This window comes from Brevundimonas sp. 2YAF1, from assembly GCF_052114745.1.
Classification (GTDB): domain Bacteria; phylum Pseudomonadota; class Alphaproteobacteria; order Caulobacterales; family Caulobacteraceae; genus Brevundimonas.
Genome location: NZ_JBFRFI010000005.1, coordinates 67,399 through 83,570, shown reverse-complemented (window position 1 = coordinate 83,570; position 16,172 = coordinate 67,399). Strand labels below are relative to the sequence as shown.

General features: G+C 68.0%; 17 protein-coding genes. 10 read left to right on the top strand and 7 right to left on the bottom strand.

The features are described 5' to 3' along the window. Positions 1-49 precede the first annotated feature (49 nt). Complete coding sequence (gene corA, locus AB4Y68_RS08455) at positions 50-1,015, top strand: magnesium/cobalt transporter CorA (RefSeq protein ID WP_441455084.1); 966 nt, start codon at positions 50-52, stop codon at positions 1,013-1,015. Here the strand turns inward: corA and ppc are convergent, their stop codons facing one another. Further along, the gene (ppc, locus tag AB4Y68_RS08450; protein WP_441455083.1) at positions 1,016-3,715 is read right to left on the bottom strand and encodes a phosphoenolpyruvate carboxylase; all 2,700 of its coding nucleotides are present in this window, start codon (positions 3,713-3,715) and stop codon (positions 1,016-1,018) included. It abuts the gene before it with no gap. Between the two features lie 309 nt (positions 3,716-4,024). On the opposite strand from ppc, the gene ffh reads away from it, so the two are divergent. The 4 genes from ffh to AB4Y68_RS08430 all read left to right on the top strand — a co-directional run bounded on the left by ffh (position 4,025) and on the right by AB4Y68_RS08430 (position 7,612). After that, a complete protein-coding gene (ffh, locus tag AB4Y68_RS08445; RefSeq protein WP_441455082.1) occupies positions 4,025-5,557 on the top strand; it encodes a signal recognition particle protein in 1,533 nt (510 codons plus the stop codon). Positions 5,558-5,584: 27 nt separating this feature from the next. Beyond that, the gene (gene rpsP, locus AB4Y68_RS08440) at positions 5,585-6,145 is read left to right on the top strand and encodes a 30S ribosomal protein S16 (protein WP_441455081.1); all 561 of its coding nucleotides are present in this window, start codon (positions 5,585-5,587) and stop codon (positions 6,143-6,145) included. Between the two features lie 138 nt (positions 6,146-6,283). Then, complete coding sequence (gene rimM / locus AB4Y68_RS08435) at positions 6,284-6,808, top strand: ribosome maturation factor RimM (RefSeq protein WP_441455080.1); 525 nt, start codon at positions 6,284-6,286, stop codon at positions 6,806-6,808. A gap of 84 nt (positions 6,809-6,892) precedes the next feature. Continuing rightward, positions 6,893-7,612, top strand: a complete 720-nt coding sequence (locus tag AB4Y68_RS08430) for a glutathione S-transferase N-terminal domain-containing protein (protein WP_441455079.1) — start codon at positions 6,893-6,895, stop codon at positions 7,610-7,612. A 50-nt stretch (positions 7,613-7,662) separates the two neighbouring features. On the opposite strand, the gene AB4Y68_RS08425 is transcribed toward AB4Y68_RS08430, so the two are convergent. The 3 genes from AB4Y68_RS08425 to AB4Y68_RS08415 all read right to left on the bottom strand — a co-directional run bounded on the left by AB4Y68_RS08425 (position 7,663) and on the right by AB4Y68_RS08415 (position 9,998). Continuing rightward, positions 7,663-7,836, bottom strand: coding sequence for a YegP family protein (locus AB4Y68_RS08425; RefSeq protein WP_441455078.1), 174 nt, complete (start codon positions 7,834-7,836; stop codon positions 7,663-7,665). A 96-nt stretch (positions 7,837-7,932) separates the two neighbouring features. Then, on the bottom strand, positions 7,933-9,108 hold the full coding sequence (locus AB4Y68_RS08420; protein WP_441455077.1) for a benzoate/H(+) symporter BenE family transporter: 1,176 nt from the start codon (positions 9,106-9,108) through the stop codon (positions 7,933-7,935). Positions 9,109-9,200: 92 nt separating this feature from the next. After that, on the bottom strand, positions 9,201-9,998 hold the full coding sequence (locus tag AB4Y68_RS08415) for an enoyl-ACP reductase FabI (RefSeq protein ID WP_441455290.1): 798 nt from the start codon (positions 9,996-9,998) through the stop codon (positions 9,201-9,203). Between the two features lie 133 nt (positions 9,999-10,131). Between AB4Y68_RS08415 and AB4Y68_RS08410 the strand changes: the two genes are divergently transcribed. Further along, on the top strand, positions 10,132-10,470 hold the full coding sequence (locus tag AB4Y68_RS08410; protein ID WP_313102981.1) for a DUF2794 domain-containing protein: 339 nt from the start codon (positions 10,132-10,134) through the stop codon (positions 10,468-10,470). A gap of 192 nt (positions 10,471-10,662) precedes the next feature. Here the strand turns inward: AB4Y68_RS08410 and AB4Y68_RS08405 are convergent, their stop codons facing one another. Next, entirely contained in the window at positions 10,663-11,409 is a 747-nt protein-coding gene (locus tag AB4Y68_RS08405) for a Bax inhibitor-1/YccA family protein (protein ID WP_441455075.1), read from the bottom strand. Between the two features lie 125 nt (positions 11,410-11,534). Here AB4Y68_RS08405 and thpR point away from each other — a divergent pair, with 125 nt between their 5' ends. From thpR to mmcB, 3 genes are read left to right on the top strand one after another with little or no spacing between them, the layout of a single operon-like run. Then, a complete protein-coding gene (gene thpR / locus AB4Y68_RS08400) occupies positions 11,535-12,074 on the top strand; it encodes an RNA 2',3'-cyclic phosphodiesterase (RefSeq protein WP_441455074.1) in 540 nt (179 codons plus the stop codon). Beyond that, on the top strand, positions 12,071-12,634 hold the full coding sequence (locus AB4Y68_RS08395) for a GNAT family N-acetyltransferase (protein WP_441455072.1): 564 nt from the start codon (positions 12,071-12,073) through the stop codon (positions 12,632-12,634). Before thpR ends, AB4Y68_RS08395 begins: the two co-directional genes overlap by 4 nt. A gap of 27 nt (positions 12,635-12,661) precedes the next feature. Further along, positions 12,662-13,108, top strand: coding sequence for a DNA repair putative endonuclease MmcB (mmcB, locus tag AB4Y68_RS08390; RefSeq protein WP_441455070.1), 447 nt, complete (start codon positions 12,662-12,664; stop codon positions 13,106-13,108). Between the two features lie 181 nt (positions 13,109-13,289). Here mmcB and AB4Y68_RS08385 read toward each other — a convergent pair whose 3' ends face one another. Both AB4Y68_RS08385 and AB4Y68_RS08380 read right to left on the bottom strand, forming a co-directional pair. Beyond that, positions 13,290-13,844 (bottom strand): ActR/PrrA/RegA family redox response regulator transcription factor, encoded by a 555-nt coding sequence (locus AB4Y68_RS08385; protein WP_441455069.1) that lies wholly within the window; start codon positions 13,842-13,844, stop codon positions 13,290-13,292. A gap of 69 nt (positions 13,845-13,913) precedes the next feature. Beyond that, the gene (locus AB4Y68_RS08380; RefSeq protein WP_441455068.1) at positions 13,914-15,440 is read right to left on the bottom strand and encodes an ActS/PrrB/RegB family redox-sensitive histidine kinase; all 1,527 of its coding nucleotides are present in this window, start codon (positions 15,438-15,440) and stop codon (positions 13,914-13,916) included. Between the two features lie 64 nt (positions 15,441-15,504). Here AB4Y68_RS08380 and AB4Y68_RS08375 point away from each other — a divergent pair, with 64 nt between their 5' ends. Further along, positions 15,505-16,125, top strand: coding sequence for an SCO family protein (locus AB4Y68_RS08375; protein WP_441455067.1), 621 nt, complete (start codon positions 15,505-15,507; stop codon positions 16,123-16,125). The last annotated feature ends 47 nt before the right edge of the window (positions 16,126-16,172 follow it).

Sequence of the window (16,172 nt, the reverse complement as noted above, 5' to 3'; positions counted from 1 at the left end):
CGGTCGAGGTGGCGTAAGCCTTGGCCGTTGATCCGTTGATGAGGTTCGGATGTCGGTCGTCGCCTCCTACGTTTACAAGGACGGCAAGCGCGTTCGCGAGGCGCCGCTGACCGACGAGGGGTTGCGGCTCAAGCCGGGCGAGTACCTGTGGATCGGCCTCTACGAACCGACGGACGAGGAGTTCGAGGGGCTGGTGCGGCGCTTTCATCTGCATCCGCTGGCGGTCGAAGACGCGCTGACGGCGCACCAGATGCCCAAGATCGAGGTCTATGGCGACGAGCTCTTCGTCGTCGCCCGTACGGCCCAGGCGGCGGACGACGCCATCCTGTACGGCGAGACGCACGTCTTCGTCGGGCCGCGCTACGTCATCACCATCCGCCACGGTTCGGCCCGCGCCCATACCCTGCTGCGCACCCAGCTGGAGGCCTCGCCGCTCCAGTTGAAACACGGCGCCGATTTCATCCTGCACGGGGTGCTGGACTTCATTGTCGACGGCTATGTGCCTATCGTCGACGACATCGAGGACAGCGTCCTGGAGATGGAGCAGCAGGCGCTGGACAGCTTCCTGTCGCGCGCCGACATCAAGCGCCTGTTCCAGCTGCGCCGCGAACTGCTGAAATTCAGCCGCGTCCTCGGTCCCATGGAAGAGGTGGCGAACAAGCTGCAGTCGCTGGACCTGCCCTGCATCGACCGCGAGGTCCGCCCCTATTTCCGCGACGTGGCCGACCATGTGCGGCGGGTCTCCAGTCGGGCGGCGTCGCTGCGCGACATCCTGTCGTCGGTGTTCGAGGTGTCCAACCTGCTGGAGCAGCAGCGCCAGGGGGTGATCACCCGCAAGCTGGCCGCCTGGGCCGCCATCCTGGCCACGCCCACGGCGGTGGCGGGCATCTACGGCATGAATTTCGAGCACATGCCGGAGTTGCGCTGGGTCTATGGCTATCCGGCGACGATGGCCTTCATCGCCGCCGTATGCATCGGCCTCTACATCACCTTCAAGCGGACCAGGTGGCTGTGATCAGCCGCTGTTCCTGAGGCCCGCCGCCACGCCGTTGATGGCCAGCAGGATGCCGTTCCTCACGCGGGGGTCGTCGTCGCCGGCCCGTCTCCGGCGGATCAGCTCGATCTGCACGTGGTTCAGCGGCTCGACATAGGGCATGCGCTGGCGAATCAGCCGGTCCAGTTCGGGCTGGCCGCCCAAGAGGTCGTCGTGGCCGGTGATCGACAGGACGGCGCCCTTGGTGCGGTCCCACTCCGCGCGAATGGCGCCGTAGATGCGCTCGGCCAGCGCCGCGTCGGGGACCAGCTTGGAGTAGCGCAGGGCGATGGCCATGTCGGCCTTGGCCATCACCATCTCCATGTTCTGAACCACGGTGCGGAAGAAGGGCCAGGCGGCGGCCATGTCGCGCAGTTCGTCCGGGTTCTCGCCCTGAACCGCCGAGCCGAAGCCGTACCAGCCGGGCAGCATGACCCGCGACTGCGACCAGCTGAACACCCAGGGAATGGCGCGCAGGTCCTCGATGGCGGGGGAGGCGGTGCGGCTGGCCGGGCGCGAGCCGATCTTCAGGTCGGCGATCTCGGCGATGGGGGTGGCGGCGCGGAAATAGTCGACGAAGCCCGGCGTCTCATAGACCAGGGCGCGATAGGCCTTCATCGAGGCCGCGGACAGGCGCGCCGCCATGGCGCCGTGCTCGGCGCTGTAGCCGCCGTCGGTCTGCGGCCCCAAGGAGGCCAGCAGGGTGCCGCAGGTCAGGGCGTCGAGGTTCCTCTGCGCCACCTCAGGCTCGCCGTACTTGTTGGCGATGACCTCGCCCTGTTCGGTGACGCGGATGCGGCCCGCCACCGTCCCCGCCGGCTGGCCCAGAACCGCCGAGAAGCTGGAGCCGCCGCCGCGCCCGACGGCGCCGCCGCGACCGTGGAACAACTGGAGCCGCACGCCCGCCGCGCGGGTCACGTCCAAGAGGACGCGCGAGGCCTCGTGCAGTTCCCAGCCCGAGGTCAGGTAGGAGCCGTCCTTGTTGCTGTCGGAGTAGCCGATCATGACCTCCTGCACCCCGCGCGCGACGGCGACGGCGCGGGCCGAAGGCTCGGCCAGCACTCGCTTTAGCGTTGGCTGCGAGGCGCGCAGGTCGTCGATGGTCTCGAACAGGGGCGCGGCCTGGATGGGGCAGGCAGCGGGATCGGCGGGGTCGTAGAGGCCGACCTCCTTGAGCAGCAGATAGACCTCCAGCATGTCCGAGGCGGCGTCGGTCTTGGACACGATGTGGGTGCGAATGGCCTGAGGGCCGAAGGCGGCGAGCGCCTGCGCCGCCGCCTGCAGGATGGCGCGTTCCTTCAGGGTCTCGGGCGCATAGTCGGCATAGGGCGAGAACAGCGGGCGCGGCCCGGCCAGTTCGCGCGCCAGCAGGGCCAAGCGGCCCTCCTCGTCCAGGGCGGCGTAGTCATCACAGGCGCCCGCGACCTTCATCAGGTCGGCGACGACGCGCTCGTGCACGTCCGAGTTCTGGCGCAGGTCCAGGGTCGCCATGTGGAAGCCGAAGACGTCGGCGGCCGTGATCAGACGCGCCAGCCGGTCGTCGGCGAAGACGGCGCCGTGGGTGCGCACCAGGCTGTCGTGCAGCACGGTCAGGTCGGCGCGGAAGGCGTCGGGGCCGTCGTCATAGGGGGCGGCGTCGAACTGGGCGGGCAGGGGGGCGGGGCCGCCGGTCAGGGCCAGATGGGTCGCCGACAGTCGGGCGTAAATCTGGCTGAGCGCCCGGCGATAGGGCTCGTCCGCCCGCTGGATCGAGGCGTCGCCGGAGGTGCCGACCAGAGCCGCCAGTTCGGGGGTGACGGTGGTCAGGTCGGCCGACAGGCTCAGCTCCTCGCCGAGCGCGTTCACCTCGTCCAGATAGAAACGCAGGACGGCGCGTGACTGGGTGCGGAAGGCGGCGCTCATCACGGCGGCGTCGACATTGGGGTTGCCGTCTCGGTCGCCGCCGACCCAGGTGCCGATGCGCAGGAAGGGCGGCAGGTCGGGCGCGTCCAGCAGCTTGCGCCACTCGGCCAGGTGCGCCGGGGCGACGTGCAGGAAGATGCGCTGCAGCCAGTCCGTCACGGTGTTGATCTCGTCCTGCACCACCAGGCCGGAGGCGCGGGTCAGCCGCGTGGCCCACAGGATGACGATCTGGCGGCGCAGAGCCGCCTTCAGCGCCGTGGGCGAACAGGCGATCCCGTCGCGGTCGCAGCCGTCCAGCAGGGCGCCGACGGCGGTGATGCGGTCGATCACGCTCTTGCGCCGGACCTCCGACGGGTGGGCGGTCAGGACCGGCGAGATCAGCGCGTCCGACAACAGGCCGCGCACCGCCGCCCGATCCACCCCCGCCGCCTCCAACCGCTTCAGTGCGCCCTCGGGCGTGTCGGCCCGCTCGCCGGCCTCGGCCTGTTCCCGGGCGCGGCGTTTGCCTGCCCGGTCCTCGGCGACATTGGCCAGAAGAGAGAAGGCGGCGAAGCCGTGGACCAGGCCGACGGCCTGATCCAGCGACAGGTCCTTCAGCAGGGCTTCCAGCTTGGACGCGTCGTGCGAGGCGGAGTCGCGGTGATAGGCCACCGAGGCCTGACGCACCGCCTCGATCCGATCGTAGAGCGCCTGGCCCCCCTCGTCGCGGATCACCTCGCCGAGCAGGGCGCCCAGCAGGCGGACCTCTTCGCGCGGGGCATCGTCGGCGGCCTGGATCATCGCATTGTCCTTCAGCGGGGAGGCTGGAAGCAGAACCGTATCAGCGGAATGCGAACGAGCCAGTCCCATGCCCAACGCTGAAACCCTTTGTGTGGTTGTCGGACGAAGTTGGGAGCGCCCCCAACAAAATGTCGACTCTGGCTTGTTGATGAGGCATAAGCCGCCACTTCCGGCGCAATTGAACCTGCGCCTCCTCCGGTACGACCCCGCCACAAGGCGGACGAGCCCGGCGAGGACCCTCTGCCGACGTGATCGTCGCCAGAGGCCGTTTCTCTATGGAGGTCAGGGTTCGCGCATGAAAGGTTTTGAATGTTCGAGGCTCTGAACGAGCGACTGACAGGCGTCTTCGACCGGATCACCGGCCGCGGCGCCCTGTCCGAAAAGGATGTCGAGGAAGCGCTGCGCGAAGTCCGCGTCGCCCTGCTCGAGGCCGACGTCGCCCTGCCGGTGGTCAAGGACTTCATCAGCCGCGCCAAGGTGCAGGCGACGGGCGAAGACGTCATCCGTTCGGTCAAGCCGGCCGATCAGGTGGTCAAGATCGTTTATGACGGTCTGGTCGAGATGCTGGGCGGCGAAGAGCCGACCCCGATCAACATCAACGCCACGCCGCCGGCCGTGATCCTGATGGCCGGCCTGCAGGGCTCGGGCAAGACCACGACCTCGGCCAAGCTGGCGCTGCGGCTGACCAAGTTCGACAAAAAGAAGGTCATGATGGCCTCGCTGGACACGCGTCGTCCGGCGGCCATGGAGCAGCTGGCGACCCTGGGTCAGCAGATCGAGGTCGCGACCCTGCCCATCGTGGCGGGCCAGTCGGCGGTCGAGATCGCCAAGCGCGCGTTGCAATCCGCAAAACTTCAGGGCTTCGACGTCCTGATCCTCGACACCGCCGGCCGCATCACCCTCGACGAAGCCCTGATGGCCGAGGTGGCCGAGGTCGCCCGCGTCGCCAACCCGGTCGAGACCCTGTTGGTCGCCGACAGCCTGACGGGTCAGGACGCGGTCCGCACCGCGGCCGCCTTCCACGAGCGCCTGCCGCTGACCGGCCTGGTGCTGACCCGCGCCGACGGCGACGGCCGCGGCGGCGCCATGCTGTCGATGCGCGCCGTCACCGGCCTGCCGATCAAGTATCTGGGCGCCGGTGAAAAGGTCGACGCCCTCGACGTCTTCGACGCCCGCCGCGTCGCCGGCCGCATCCTGGGTCAGGGCGATATCGTCGCCCTGGTCGAAAAGGCTGCGGGCGAGCTGGACCAGGCCAAGGCCGAGAAGATGGCCCGCAAGCTGGCCAAGGGGCAGTTCGATCTGGACGATCTGGCCGCCCAGTTGCAGCAGATGAAGAAGATGGGCGGACTTCAGGGCATCATGGGCATGCTGCCCGGGGTGTCCAAGCTGAAGGCCCAGATGGCCGAGAGCAACGTCAACGACAAGATGATCGCCCGTCAGGAAGCCATCATCAGCTCCATGACCAAGGCCGAGCGCAAGAAGCCCGACCTGCTGAACGCCAGCCGCAAGAAGCGCGTCGCCGCCGGCGCCGGCGTCGAGGTCCAGGACATCAACCGCCTGCTGAAACAGCACCGGCAGATGGCCGACATGGTCAAGTCGCTGTCCAAGGGCGGCGGCAAGAACCTGCAGAAGATGGCCTCCATGATGGGCGGAATGCCCGGCATGTCAGGCATGGGCGGGGGCGGCGCCGACATGGCCCGCCTCAAGGCTCTGGGCGGCGGCAAGATGCCGGAAGCCAGCGCCGACGAAATGAAAGCCATTCAGGACCGCCTTGCGGGTCTGGGCGGCGGACAACTTCCGGGAGGCCTTCCGGGTCTGCCGGGCTTCCCGAAAAAGAACTGATTTCGATTTTCTAGAAAGAGACTGAAAATGCTGAAGATTCGTCTGGCCCGCGGCGGCGCCAAGAAGCGCCCCTACTACTACATCGTCGTTGCTGACTCGCACGCACCTCGCGACGGCAAGTTCATCGAGCGCGTCGGCAGCTACAACCCGATGCTGCCCAAGGACAGCGCCACCCCGCGCATCGTCCTGAAGGCCGACCGCATCTCGGAATGGCTCGCCAAGGGCGCCCAGCCGACCGACCGCGTCGCGCGCTTCATCAGCCAATCGCAAGACGAAGCCCTGGTCGGCAAGGTCGCCTGGACCCAGTCGAACAACCCGAACAAGGGCGCTCCGGGCAAGAAGGCCCAGGAACGCGCCGCCGAGCGCGCCCAGCGCGAAGCCGACCGTCTGGAAGCTGAAGCCGCCGCCAAGGTCGAGGCTGCCGAAGCCGCCGCCCGCGCCAAGGAAGAAGCCGCCGCCGCCGCCGAAGCCGCCAAGAACGCTCCGGCTGTCGAAGAAGCTCCGGTTGAAGCTGCTGCCGAAGAAGTCGCCGCTGAAGTCGTTGCTGAAGAAGCTCCGGCCGCTGAAGCGACCGAAGAACAGGCCTAAGCCTTTCGAGCGTCATCCCGGAACCGCCGCACGGCGGTATCCGGGACCGCCGGATGCGCTGCAGGTCAATATTGTCGAGCCTACCGCGGCCCCGGATATCGCTTTGCGATTCCGGGGTGACGTTTATGAGGAGTGCTCATGTCTGATCCGAAACTGATCCTCGTCGGCCAGGTCGGCGGCGCCTTCGGCGTGAAGGGCGAGGTGCGCATCACCGCCTTCACCGCCGAGCCCATGACCCTGATGGACTATCAGCCTCTGCTGAAGGCCGACGGCACGCCAGCCCTGACCCTGCTTTCGGCGCGACCGGACAGGGCGGGCGTGGTGGCCAAGGTCAAGGAGATCGCCACCAAGGAGCAGGCCGACGCCGCGCGCGGCCAGAAGCTGTTCGTGCCGCGCGACCGCCTGCCGGAGCCCGAGGAAGACGAGTTCTACCTGACCGATCTGGTCGGGCTGGAAGCCCGCGACCTCGACGACGCGGCGGTCGGCACGGTCAAGTCGGTGCAGAATTTCGGTGCCTCGGACATGCTGGAGATCGCCCCGAAGGAAGGCGGACCGACGTGGTATCTGCCCTTCACGCGCGAGGCGGCGCCGGACCTGCACGTCGCTGACGGCTGGCTGCGCATCGTGCGCCCGACCGAGGTGGACGAGCGCGACGAGGCCTGATCGACCGCCACCGTTACGGTGACTATTGCGGCGGACGGCTCGGCTTCCGACATGGGGTGTTCAACCCCGCTTTCGGAGCGCCCCATGGCCGACCTGTCCGCTTTTCCGATCACCCGCCAGTATCCGGCCCAGCATCCCGACCGGCTGCAGCTCTATTCCTTGCCGACGCCGAACGGGGTGAAGGTCTCCATCCTGCTGGAGGAGCTGGGTCTGGCCTATGAGCCGCATCTGGTGGACATCGGCCAGAACGAGACCTGGACGCCCGAGTATCTGTCGCTGAACCCCAACGGCAAGATCCCCGCCATCCTCGACCCCGACGGCCCAGGCGGAAAGCCGCTGGCCCTGTTCGAATCCGGCGCCATCCTGGTCTATCTGGCGGAAAAGACGGGACGCTTCCTGCCCGCCGATCCGGCCGCGCGCTACGAGACCCTGCAGTGGGTCTTCTTCCAGATGTCCGCTATCGGCCCGATGTTCGGCCAACTCGGTTTCTTTCACAAGTTCGCCGGGCGCGCGTTCGAGGACAAGCGCCCGCGCGACCGTTACGTCGCCGAGTCGAGGCGTCTGCTGGGGGTGCTGGAAGGCCGACTTGCCAATGAAGGGGGTGCGCCTCGCGACTGGATCATGGGCGAGGACTACACCATCGCCGACATCGCCAGCCTGGGTTGGGTGCGCAACCTGATCGGCTTCTACGAGGCGGGCGATCTGGTCGGCTTCAACGACTTCCCGCACGTCGCCGCCTGGCTGAAGCGCGGCCTGACGCGACCCGCAGTGCAGCGGGGTCTGAACATCCCGGCGCGGCCATAAGACAGATGGCGGGGACGCGGCGTCCGCGCCCCCGTGAAGCTTAGGTGTACTCAGACTTCTTCGGTGGGGGCGTCGCCGACGTGCTTCTTGATGGAGTCGATCGCACGCTTGGCGCCCGACTTGTCGGAGTAGCCCTCGGTCGAGAAGATGATCTCGGCATTGTACTTGAACCGGACTCGGAACTCGCCGGCCTTGTCCTGATAGATTTCGAACTTGTGGGACATCGTCGTCTCTCTATCTGGCCGTCCATCGGCCGGGGGGACGCTCTCACAATCGGCTGTGGCGTGGGAAGCCGCTGTTCTCTCACAGTGACGTGATGCTCAGGCGCGGCGGGGATGGATCCAGCGGCGCGCGGCCAGGGCGATGAAGCCGACCGCCAGCCCCCAGAAGGCCGATCCGACCCCGAACAGGGCCACGCCCGAGGCCGTGGCGGCGAAGGTCAACACCGCCGCTTCGCGGTCCTCCGCAACGTTCATCATGCCGGTCAGGGACCCGGTCAGGGGCGCGATCAGGGCCAGGCCGGTGATGACCGCCAGCGCCCCGGTCGGCATGGCGATGAACAGGCCCGCCAGCGGTGCGGCGAACAGGGCCACGACCAGATAGATCAGGCCGTAAATGACGCCGACGGTCCAGCGCCGGTTCGGATCCGGATGGGCTTCCGGTCCGGTGCAGATGGCGGCGACGATGGCCGCCAGATTGACGCCGTGCGCGCCGAAGGGGGCCAGCAGGGTGCTGGTCAGCCCGCCCCAGAAGATCAGCTTTCCGGCGGGCGGGGCGTATCCGGCGGCCCGCAGCACCACCAGACCGGGCAGGTTCTGCGACGCCAGCGTCACCAGATAGAGCGGCAGGGCCAGGCTGACGGCCGCCTTCCAGTCGAAGGCGGGCGTGACTGGCGACAGCGCGCCGAACAGGCCGGTCCCGGCGGGCAGGCCGACCTGACCGCGCAGGGTCAGAACCGCAAAGGCCGCGACCAGAACCGCAGGCAGGGCCCAGGCGGCGGCGACGCGGCGCAGGATCATGAAGACCGCCAGCAGCCCTCCCGCCAGGGCCATGTCGGTCGGAAAGACGAGGAACAGCTTCAGACAGAAGGGCAGCAGCACCCCGGCCAGCATGGCCGAGGCGATCGCTGCGGGAATCCGCTCGGCCAGCCGTCCCAGGGCCGGGATCAACCCCGTCAGCACCATCAGCAGCCCGGCGAGAACGAAGGCGCCGACGGCGGTGTTCCAGCCCAGTCCGAGCGTGGAGGCGGCCAGCAAAGCCGCGCCCGGCGTCGACCAGGCCAGGACCACCGGCATCTTCAGCCGCCAACTGAGCGCCGCGCCCGGCAGGCCGATGCCGAGGCAGAGCGCCGTGACCATGGAGATGATCTGCGGCGGCGAGGCGCCCAGCGTCTGCCCCGCCTGCACCACCAGGGCCACGGTGCCGCCGAAACCGATGACGGTCGCCACGGCGGCGGCGGAGAAGCTGGCGGGCGGGGGGAGGCGCGACGAACTCATGCGGCGAAGCTAGGCCGGGCGACGGCGCCCTGAAAGCAAAAAGGGCCGCCGGTTTCCCGGCGGCCCTGATCTCGTTCCGAACCCTGAGGGGTTCAGCCTTCCATGTCGTCCGGCAGGCCGACGGCGTGGAAGCCGGCGTCGACGTGGACGACTTCGCCCGTGGTCGAGCGGCCCAGGTCCGAGCACAGCCACAGGGCGGCGCCGGCGACGCCTTCCATCGAGGTCTCTTCCTTGATCAGCGAGAACTGGGCGCTCTTGGAGTGCAGGCCACGCCCGCCCGAGATGCCGGCCAGCGACAGGGTGCGCATGGCGCCCGCCGAGATGGCGTTGACGCGGATGCCCTTGGGACCCAGATCGCGCGCGATGTAACGGGTCGCGGCTTCGAGCGCGGCCTTGGCCACGCCCATGGTGTTGTAGTTGGGGATGACTCGCTCCGACCCCAGATAGGTCAGGGTGATCATCGAACCGCCGTTGGGCATCAGCCTAGCCGAGCGCTTGGCCACGTCGACGAAGCTGAAGGCCGAGATGTTCATGGCCAGCAGGAAGCTGTCGCGCGTGGTGTTGTCGACGAAGGAGCCTTTCAGCTCGTCCTTGTTGGCGAAGGCGATGGCGTGGACGACGAAGTCGATCGTGCCGAACTCTTTTTCCAGCTCCTCGAACGCCTTGTCCATCGAGGCGTCGTCGGTGACGTCGGCCTGGATCAGCAGCTTGGCGCCGACGCTTTCGGCCAGCGGGCGCACGCGACGCTCCAGGCTTTCGCCGAGGTAGGTGAAGGCCAACTCGGCGCCCTGGGCGGCCAGCTGCGAGGCGATGCCCCAGGCGATGGAACTGGAGTTCGCGACCCCCATGATCAGGCCCTTCTTGCCCTTCATGAGTTCGCCGGTCGGCATATCCCAGCCTTCGTTCGTCGCCATGGGTCGTCTCCGTATCTAGAACTTGATCCGTCTTTTGGACGCGTGGGGAGCGGGTGACAAGTCGCGGTCCCGCTGGCGTTCGGCGCGCAGCCGCCTAAGTTGAGAGGCGATGAGCCTTGATCCGCACAGTTCAGACGCGTCGCAGCCGGGCCCGGTCTTCTTCGACCGGCAGGAGCTGGGGCTGGTGCTGCGGGTCTATGGCCGGATGGTCGCCGCGGGGGAATGGCGCGACTACGCCATGATCGGCCACAAGGAAGTAGCCGAATTCGCCGTCTTCCGCCGCTCGGGCGACGCGCCGCTTTACCGCATCGAGAAACGCCCGGCCTTGCGCCTGAAACAGGGACAGTGGGCCGTGATCGGCGAAGGCGGCCATGTGCTGAAACGCGGCCGCGACCTGGCCCAGGTGCTGCGGGTCTTCGACAGCCGCAAGTTCACGGTGGTGGAATAGGCATCTCTCATCGTCATCCCGGAAGCGGCGTCGCCGCTATCCGGGACCGCTACACACGCAGAGGTCGGCGCCTTGGGCGGTCCCGGCTCTTCGCCTGCGGCTCGGCCGGGATGACGACAAAAGAAAAGGCCCCGACATCGCTGCCGGGGCCTTCATTTTTAGTGGCCTATCGCCCTTCGGGCTACTTGAGGCCTAGTTCCGGTTGCCCATGAAGGCCAGCAGGAATTGGAACAGGTTCACGAAGTTGATGAACAGGCTCAGGGCGCCGAAGCCGGTGGCCACGCCCATCGCGTTCTTGTCGCCGCCGAGGGCGTAGTAGGTCATTTTCAGGCGCTGGGTGTCATAGGCGATCAGACCCGAGAAGATCAGCACGCCCATACCCGAGATGATCAAATACATCACGCCCGACTGCATGAAGATGTTGACGACCGAGGCGATGACCAGGCCGATCACGCCCATGATCAGGAAGCTGCCCATGCCGGTCAGGTTCTTCTTGGTGGTGTAGCCGACCAGGCTGAGACCGGCGAAGGCCGCCGCGGTGACGAAGAAGGTCGAGGCCAGCGAACCGTGGGTATAGCGTAGGAACAGCACGCCCAGACCGGCGCCGATGGTGGCGACCACGGCCCAGTAGAGCATGTTCACGCCCTTGGCCGTCGGGTTCTTCATGAAGAACATGGAGCCGAACAGCATGACCAGGGGCGAGAACTGGACGATCATGCCCAGCATCGTCAGGCCGATGCGGCCGTCAGCGGCCTGGGTGTAGAGAAGTTGCTGCACCGGGGCGTAGTTGCCGGTGAGATAGGCCAGCGCGCCGGCGACCACGAGGCCGAGGGCGAGCTTGTTGTAAACGCCCAGCATGAAGGCGCGCAGACCGGCGTCCACGGACATGTCCGCCGACTGCGGAAGCGGGCGCGCATAACCGTTGTTGAAGTCGCTCATCGCGAAGATTTTCTCCCGTTTGGACGGCAAGCGCCGACCTTGACTGGAAATATCGGGACGGATGGGCCGCCATGCAAGGAAAACCCGTCTTCCGAAGGGGCGTTCCGCCCGCTACCAAGGGTCGCATGCCCCGCCTGTTCACCGCCATCTCCATTCCCGAGGACGTCGCCGAGGCGCTTCAGCGCCGGCAATCCGGCCTGCCGGGCGCCCGCTGGCGGCCGCTGGACGCTCTGCATGTGACGCTGGCCTTCTATGGCGACGCGGACGAGCGGAAGGCCGACGATCTGGCCTCCGAACTGAGCCGGGCCGAGGGCGGCGGGGCGTTCGAGATCACGCTGAAGGGCGTCGGGGCCTTTGGCGACGCCCACCGCACCCATACGCTGTGGGCGGGGTTGGAGCCCAGCGAGCCGCTGAATGTGCTGGCGGGGCGCTGTCGGTCGGCGGGCGAGCGCGCGGGCGTGCCGCCCGAACGGCGCGAATACCGGCCGCATGTGACCCTGGCCTATCTGAAGCCGCAGGCCAATCCGGACCGGATCGGGGCCTGGATCGCCGGGCACAACCTGTTGAACTCACCGCCGATCCGCATCGACCGTTTCGGCCTCTATTCCAGCGTCCTGACCGGCGATGGCAGCGTCTACAGCCTTGAGCGGGAGTATCTGCTGTGACCGACTTTTCCTCTCCGCTGGGTCCGACGCTGGAGACCGAACGGCTTTACCTGCGCCCGCCGACGCTGGAGGATTTCCCGCGCTGGGCCGAGTTCCAGAGCGATCCGGACACGACCCGCTTCATCGGCGGGGTGAAGTCGAAGCACGAGGTCTGGCGGACCATGGCCTCGGTCGCGGGCATGTGGGCCCTGCAGGGCGAAGGCATGTTCTCGGTGATCGAAAAGGCCACGGGAAAATGGATGGGCCGCATCGGTCCGTTGCATCCCTATGACTGGCCGGGCCGGGAGGTGGGCTGGAGCCTGCATCGCGACGCGACCGGCAAGGGCTATGCGGTCGAGGCCGCCGCCGCGACTATGGACTACGCCTTCGAGGTGCTGGACTGGGCCGACGTGATCCACTGCATCGACCCGGCCAACCGGGCGTCGGAAAAGGTGGCTGAGCGCCTGGGCTCGACGAACCGGGGGCCGGGGCGGGCGCCGCCACCGTTCCACGAGACGCCGCTCAACCTGTGGGGCCAGACGCGCGACCAGTGGCGCACCAACCGGCAGCGCTTGCGATAGGAACATAGGCGGAACATAAAGGGCGACATGGCCGCCTCCGCCCTTCATCTCGAACTGGTCTTCAGCCGTCCCGACACCACCCTGTCGGTCACGCGCGGGGCGGCGCGGCTGATGCTGGACCTGGGCTATGCGCCGTTGTTGGAAGTCGGCCTGCCCAATGGCCGCCGCGCCGACGTCATGGCCCTGGGACCCAAGGGCGATATCGTCATCTGCGAGGTGAAGTCGGGCGTCGACGATTATCGCGTCGACCGCAAATGGCATGAATACGGGCCCTTCTGCGACGCCTTCTACTTCGCCGTCGCGCCGGAGTTTCCGCAAGCTGTCCTGCCCGACGCGCCGGGGCTGATCGTCGCCGACGGCTTCGGCGGAGCCGTCGTCCGCGATGCGCCCGCCACGCCGCTGGCGCCGGCGCGGAGGAAGGCGCTGACGCTGGCGTTTGCGCGCCTGGGGGCGCTGAGGACGATGCGGGACTAGTTTCCTTCTCCCCTTGAGGGAGAAGGTGGCCCGTCAGGGCCGAATGAGGGGTGTCGGCGCGACATCAAGAATCGATCCGCCGACGTCTCAACATTCAGATCGAGGCGCTCACACCCCTCATCCGTCAGCCCCCGGAACAAGTCCGAGGGCTGCCACCTTCTCCCTCAAGGGGAGAAGGGAACTAGCGCGGCGCGCGCTTGGCCAGGATGCGTTGCAGCGTGCGGCGGTGCATGCCCAGGCGGCGCGCCGTTTCCGAGACATTGTGGTCGCACAGTTCATAGACGCGCTGGATGTGCTCCCAGCGCACCCGGTCGGCGCTCATGGGGTTTTCCGGGGGCTCGGGGGCTTCGCCGCTGGAGAGCAGGGCCTTGACCACGTCGTCGGCGTCGGCGGGCTTCTGCAGATAGTCGACAGCGCCGGCCTTGACCGCCGCGACGGCGGTGGCGATGGCGCCGTAGCCGGTCAGCATGACGATGCGGGCGTCCTCGCGCCGTTCGCGGATGGCCTCGACCACCTTCAGGCCGTTGCCGTCCTCCAACCGCATGTCCAGCACGGCGAAGGCGGGGGCGGAAACGCGCAGGGCGTCGCCGGCCTCGGCCACCGAACCGGCCAGGGTCACCTCGAAACCGCGCGCCTCCAGCGCCCGGCCCAGGCGGGTGCGCAGCGCCTGGTCGTCGTCCAGCAGCAGCAGGGTCTTGTCGGCCAGGGTGGCGATACGGGCTTCGAGTTCGGACATGGGATTCTCCTGACGCTCAGGTCGGGCGCCTGCGAGGCATGGTCAAGGTTCTAGCTCCCGACTGCGACATCAGGTTCCACGCGCTGAGCGCGGCGTCAGGGCCGGATCGGCCGCCTCCAGCGCCTGTCGCGGCCAGCGGACGGTGACGCGTGCGCCCTTGGGCTGGCCCCTCTCGCCGTCGCCGGCGCCGACCGAAACCTTGCCGCCGCTGCGCTCCAGCAGGGTGCGGGCGATGAAGAAGCCCAGGCCCATGCCGCCCTGGCTGGGGGCGATGGGGGCGGTGATCGGGGGCGGGGGCGCGACCCTGCGGCCGTGCCGGCGCGGGGCGGTCGGGGTCGAAGCGGCGGCGATCTGGGCCGCCAGGGCGCGGCGGGCCTTGGCCTGGGGGCGGCTGGTCACATAGGGCTCGCCGAGGCGGGGCAGGATTTCGGACGAGAAGCCGGGACCGTCGTCGACGATGTCGATCTCGATCCAGCCCGCGTCGACGATGGCGGTCACCCGCACCCGGCTGTTGGCGAAGTCGGCGGCGTTCTCGATCAGGGTGGACAGGCCGTGGATGACTTCGGGCAGGCGATGCACGCGCGGGACCGGCTGTCCGGGCGGGGCCTTGATCGCCGTCTGGAAGTCCAGATCAAAGCCCCGGTGCGGCTCGACCACCTCTTCCAGCAGGGCCTTCAGATCGACGTCTGCGTAGAGGGCGTCGCCTTCTTCCGGCTGGGCCGACAGCTGTTTCAGGATGTCGCGGCAGCGCTCGGCCTGTTGCAGCATCAGGGCGGCGTCCTCGGCCACGGGGCTGTCGGGCGGCGAGGCGCGCAGCAGTTCCTTGGCCACCACCTGAATGGTCGCCAGCGGGGTGCCCAGTTCGTGGGCGGCGGCGGCGGCCAGACCGCCCAGGGCCGCCAGTCTCTGTTCGCGCTGCAGCACGTCCTGGGTGGTGGCCAGGGCCAGCTCCAGCTTTTCGGCGTCGGCGGCGACCTTCCAGGCGTAGCCCGAGGTGAACAGGACCCCGGTGACCAGGGCTAGTCCCATGCCGAAGCGATAGAGGCCCGGCAGCTCCAGATGTTCGTGCATCCGCCACGGCAGGGGCAGGGACCAGGAGAAGAGGACGCCGACCGCCAGCAGAGCCATCAACCCCAGAGCCAGGGCCTGACGCGAGGGCAGGGCGGCGGCGGCGATGGTCACCGGCGCCACTAGCAACAGGCAGAACGGGTTGTCGAGGCCGCCGGTCAGGGCCAGCAGGGTCGCCAGCTGCAGGATGTCGAAGCCCAACTGTGCGGCCGTCTGACGCCCGTTCGGCAGACTGCCGTCGATACGCCGGGCCCGCGCCATGGTGGCCAGGTTCATGACGGCGCTGGCCCCGATGGCGGTCAGGCATTGCCACAGGGGTAAGGGGAAGTGCAGCGCGAAATAGGCGGTCAGGATGGCCGAGCTCTGCCCCACGATGGCCAGCCAGCGCAGCACGATCAGGGTGCGCAGGGACAGGCCGCGCCCACGCCGGGGCCGCTCGCGCAGGGCCTCCATGGCACCCGGCGGGGAGGCGGCGGCCCCGCTGCGATGGGGGGGCTGCGACAGGGAGGGGGCTTCTGTGCTGCTCACGCCTCTTCTATAGACCGCGACGCTGGCGGCTGCACACCCGTCGCCAGATTCCGAGGAGAAGTCGATGCCGCGTCGTCCCGTCATTCTGTTCGCCGCCGCCTGCGCGGTCATCGCCCTGGCCCTGGGCCTGATCACCATGGTGGTCGTCAATGGACGCCAGCAGGCGACTCAGACTGCCGAGACCGGCACGGGCCAGCCGACCGTCGGCGGTCCGTTCACCCTGACCAATCAGGACGGACAGGTGGTCGATCAGTCGATCCTGAACGGCAAGTGGACCCTGGTCTTCTTCGGCTTCACCTACTGCCCCGACTACTGCCCGACCACGCTGGGCGTGCTGAACGCGGTGCAGGAAAGGATGGGCGACAAGGCCAAGGATCTGCAGATCGTCTTCGTCAGCATCGATCCCGAGCGCGACACGCCCAAGCTGCTGAAGGACTATCTGTCGTCGGACGGCTTCCCCAAGGGCGTCATCGGCCTGACCGGCACGCCCGAGCAGACGGCCCAGGTCGCCAAGGCATATCGCGCCTTCTATCAGAAGGTCGGCGAGGGCGAGGGCTATACGATGAACCACTCCCTGACCGTCTATCTGATGGGGCCGGACGGTCAGTTCCGCAGCGCCGTGGCCCACGACCTGGGGCCGGACAAGACCGCCAAGCTGATTGAACGGAAGATGGAGCAGGGCTGATCACCTTTCGCTGATCGCGCCCAACTCCTTTTGCAGTGCGAAACGTT

Bases quoted from the DNA above. Each gene is read 5' to 3' on its own strand.
- rpsP (WP_441455081.1), top strand. From the start codon at position 5,585: ATGCTGAAGATTCGTCTGGCCCGCGGCGGCGCCAAGAAGCGCCCCTAC.
- rimM (WP_441455080.1), top strand. From the start codon at position 6,284: ATGTCTGATCCGAAACTGATCCTCGTCGGCCAGGTCGGCGGCGCCTTC.
- AB4Y68_RS08410 (WP_313102981.1), top strand. From the start codon at position 10,132: ATGAGCCTTGATCCGCACAGTTCAGACGCGTCGCAGCCGGGCCCGGTC.
- AB4Y68_RS08425 (WP_441455078.1), bottom strand. From the start codon at position 7,836: ATGTCCCACAAGTTCGAAATCTATCAGGACAAGGCCGGCGAGTTCCGA.
- AB4Y68_RS08420 (WP_441455077.1), bottom strand. From the start codon at position 9,108: ATGAGTTCGTCGCGCCTCCCCCCGCCCGCCAGCTTCTCCGCCGCCGCC.
- corA (WP_441455084.1), top strand. From the start codon at position 50: ATGTCGGTCGTCGCCTCCTACGTTTACAAGGACGGCAAGCGCGTTCGC.
- AB4Y68_RS08415 (WP_441455290.1), bottom strand. From the start codon at position 9,998: ATGCCGACCGGCGAACTCATGAAGGGCAAGAAGGGCCTGATCATGGGG.
- thpR (WP_441455074.1), top strand. From the start codon at position 11,535: ATGCCCCGCCTGTTCACCGCCATCTCCATTCCCGAGGACGTCGCCGAG.
- AB4Y68_RS08405 (WP_441455075.1), bottom strand. From the start codon at position 11,409: ATGAGCGACTTCAACAACGGTTATGCGCGCCCGCTTCCGCAGTCGGCG.
- AB4Y68_RS08375 (WP_441455067.1), top strand. From the start codon at position 15,505: ATGCCGCGTCGTCCCGTCATTCTGTTCGCCGCCGCCTGCGCGGTCATC.
- ppc (WP_441455083.1), bottom strand. From the start codon at position 3,715: ATGATCCAGGCCGCCGACGATGCCCCGCGCGAAGAGGTCCGCCTGCTG.
- mmcB (WP_441455070.1), top strand. From the start codon at position 12,662: ATGGCCGCCTCCGCCCTTCATCTCGAACTGGTCTTCAGCCGTCCCGAC.
- AB4Y68_RS08430 (WP_441455079.1), top strand. From the start codon at position 6,893: ATGGCCGACCTGTCCGCTTTTCCGATCACCCGCCAGTATCCGGCCCAG.
- AB4Y68_RS08385 (WP_441455069.1), bottom strand. From the start codon at position 13,844: ATGTCCGAACTCGAAGCCCGTATCGCCACCCTGGCCGACAAGACCCTG.
- ffh (WP_441455082.1), top strand. From the start codon at position 4,025: ATGTTCGAGGCTCTGAACGAGCGACTGACAGGCGTCTTCGACCGGATC.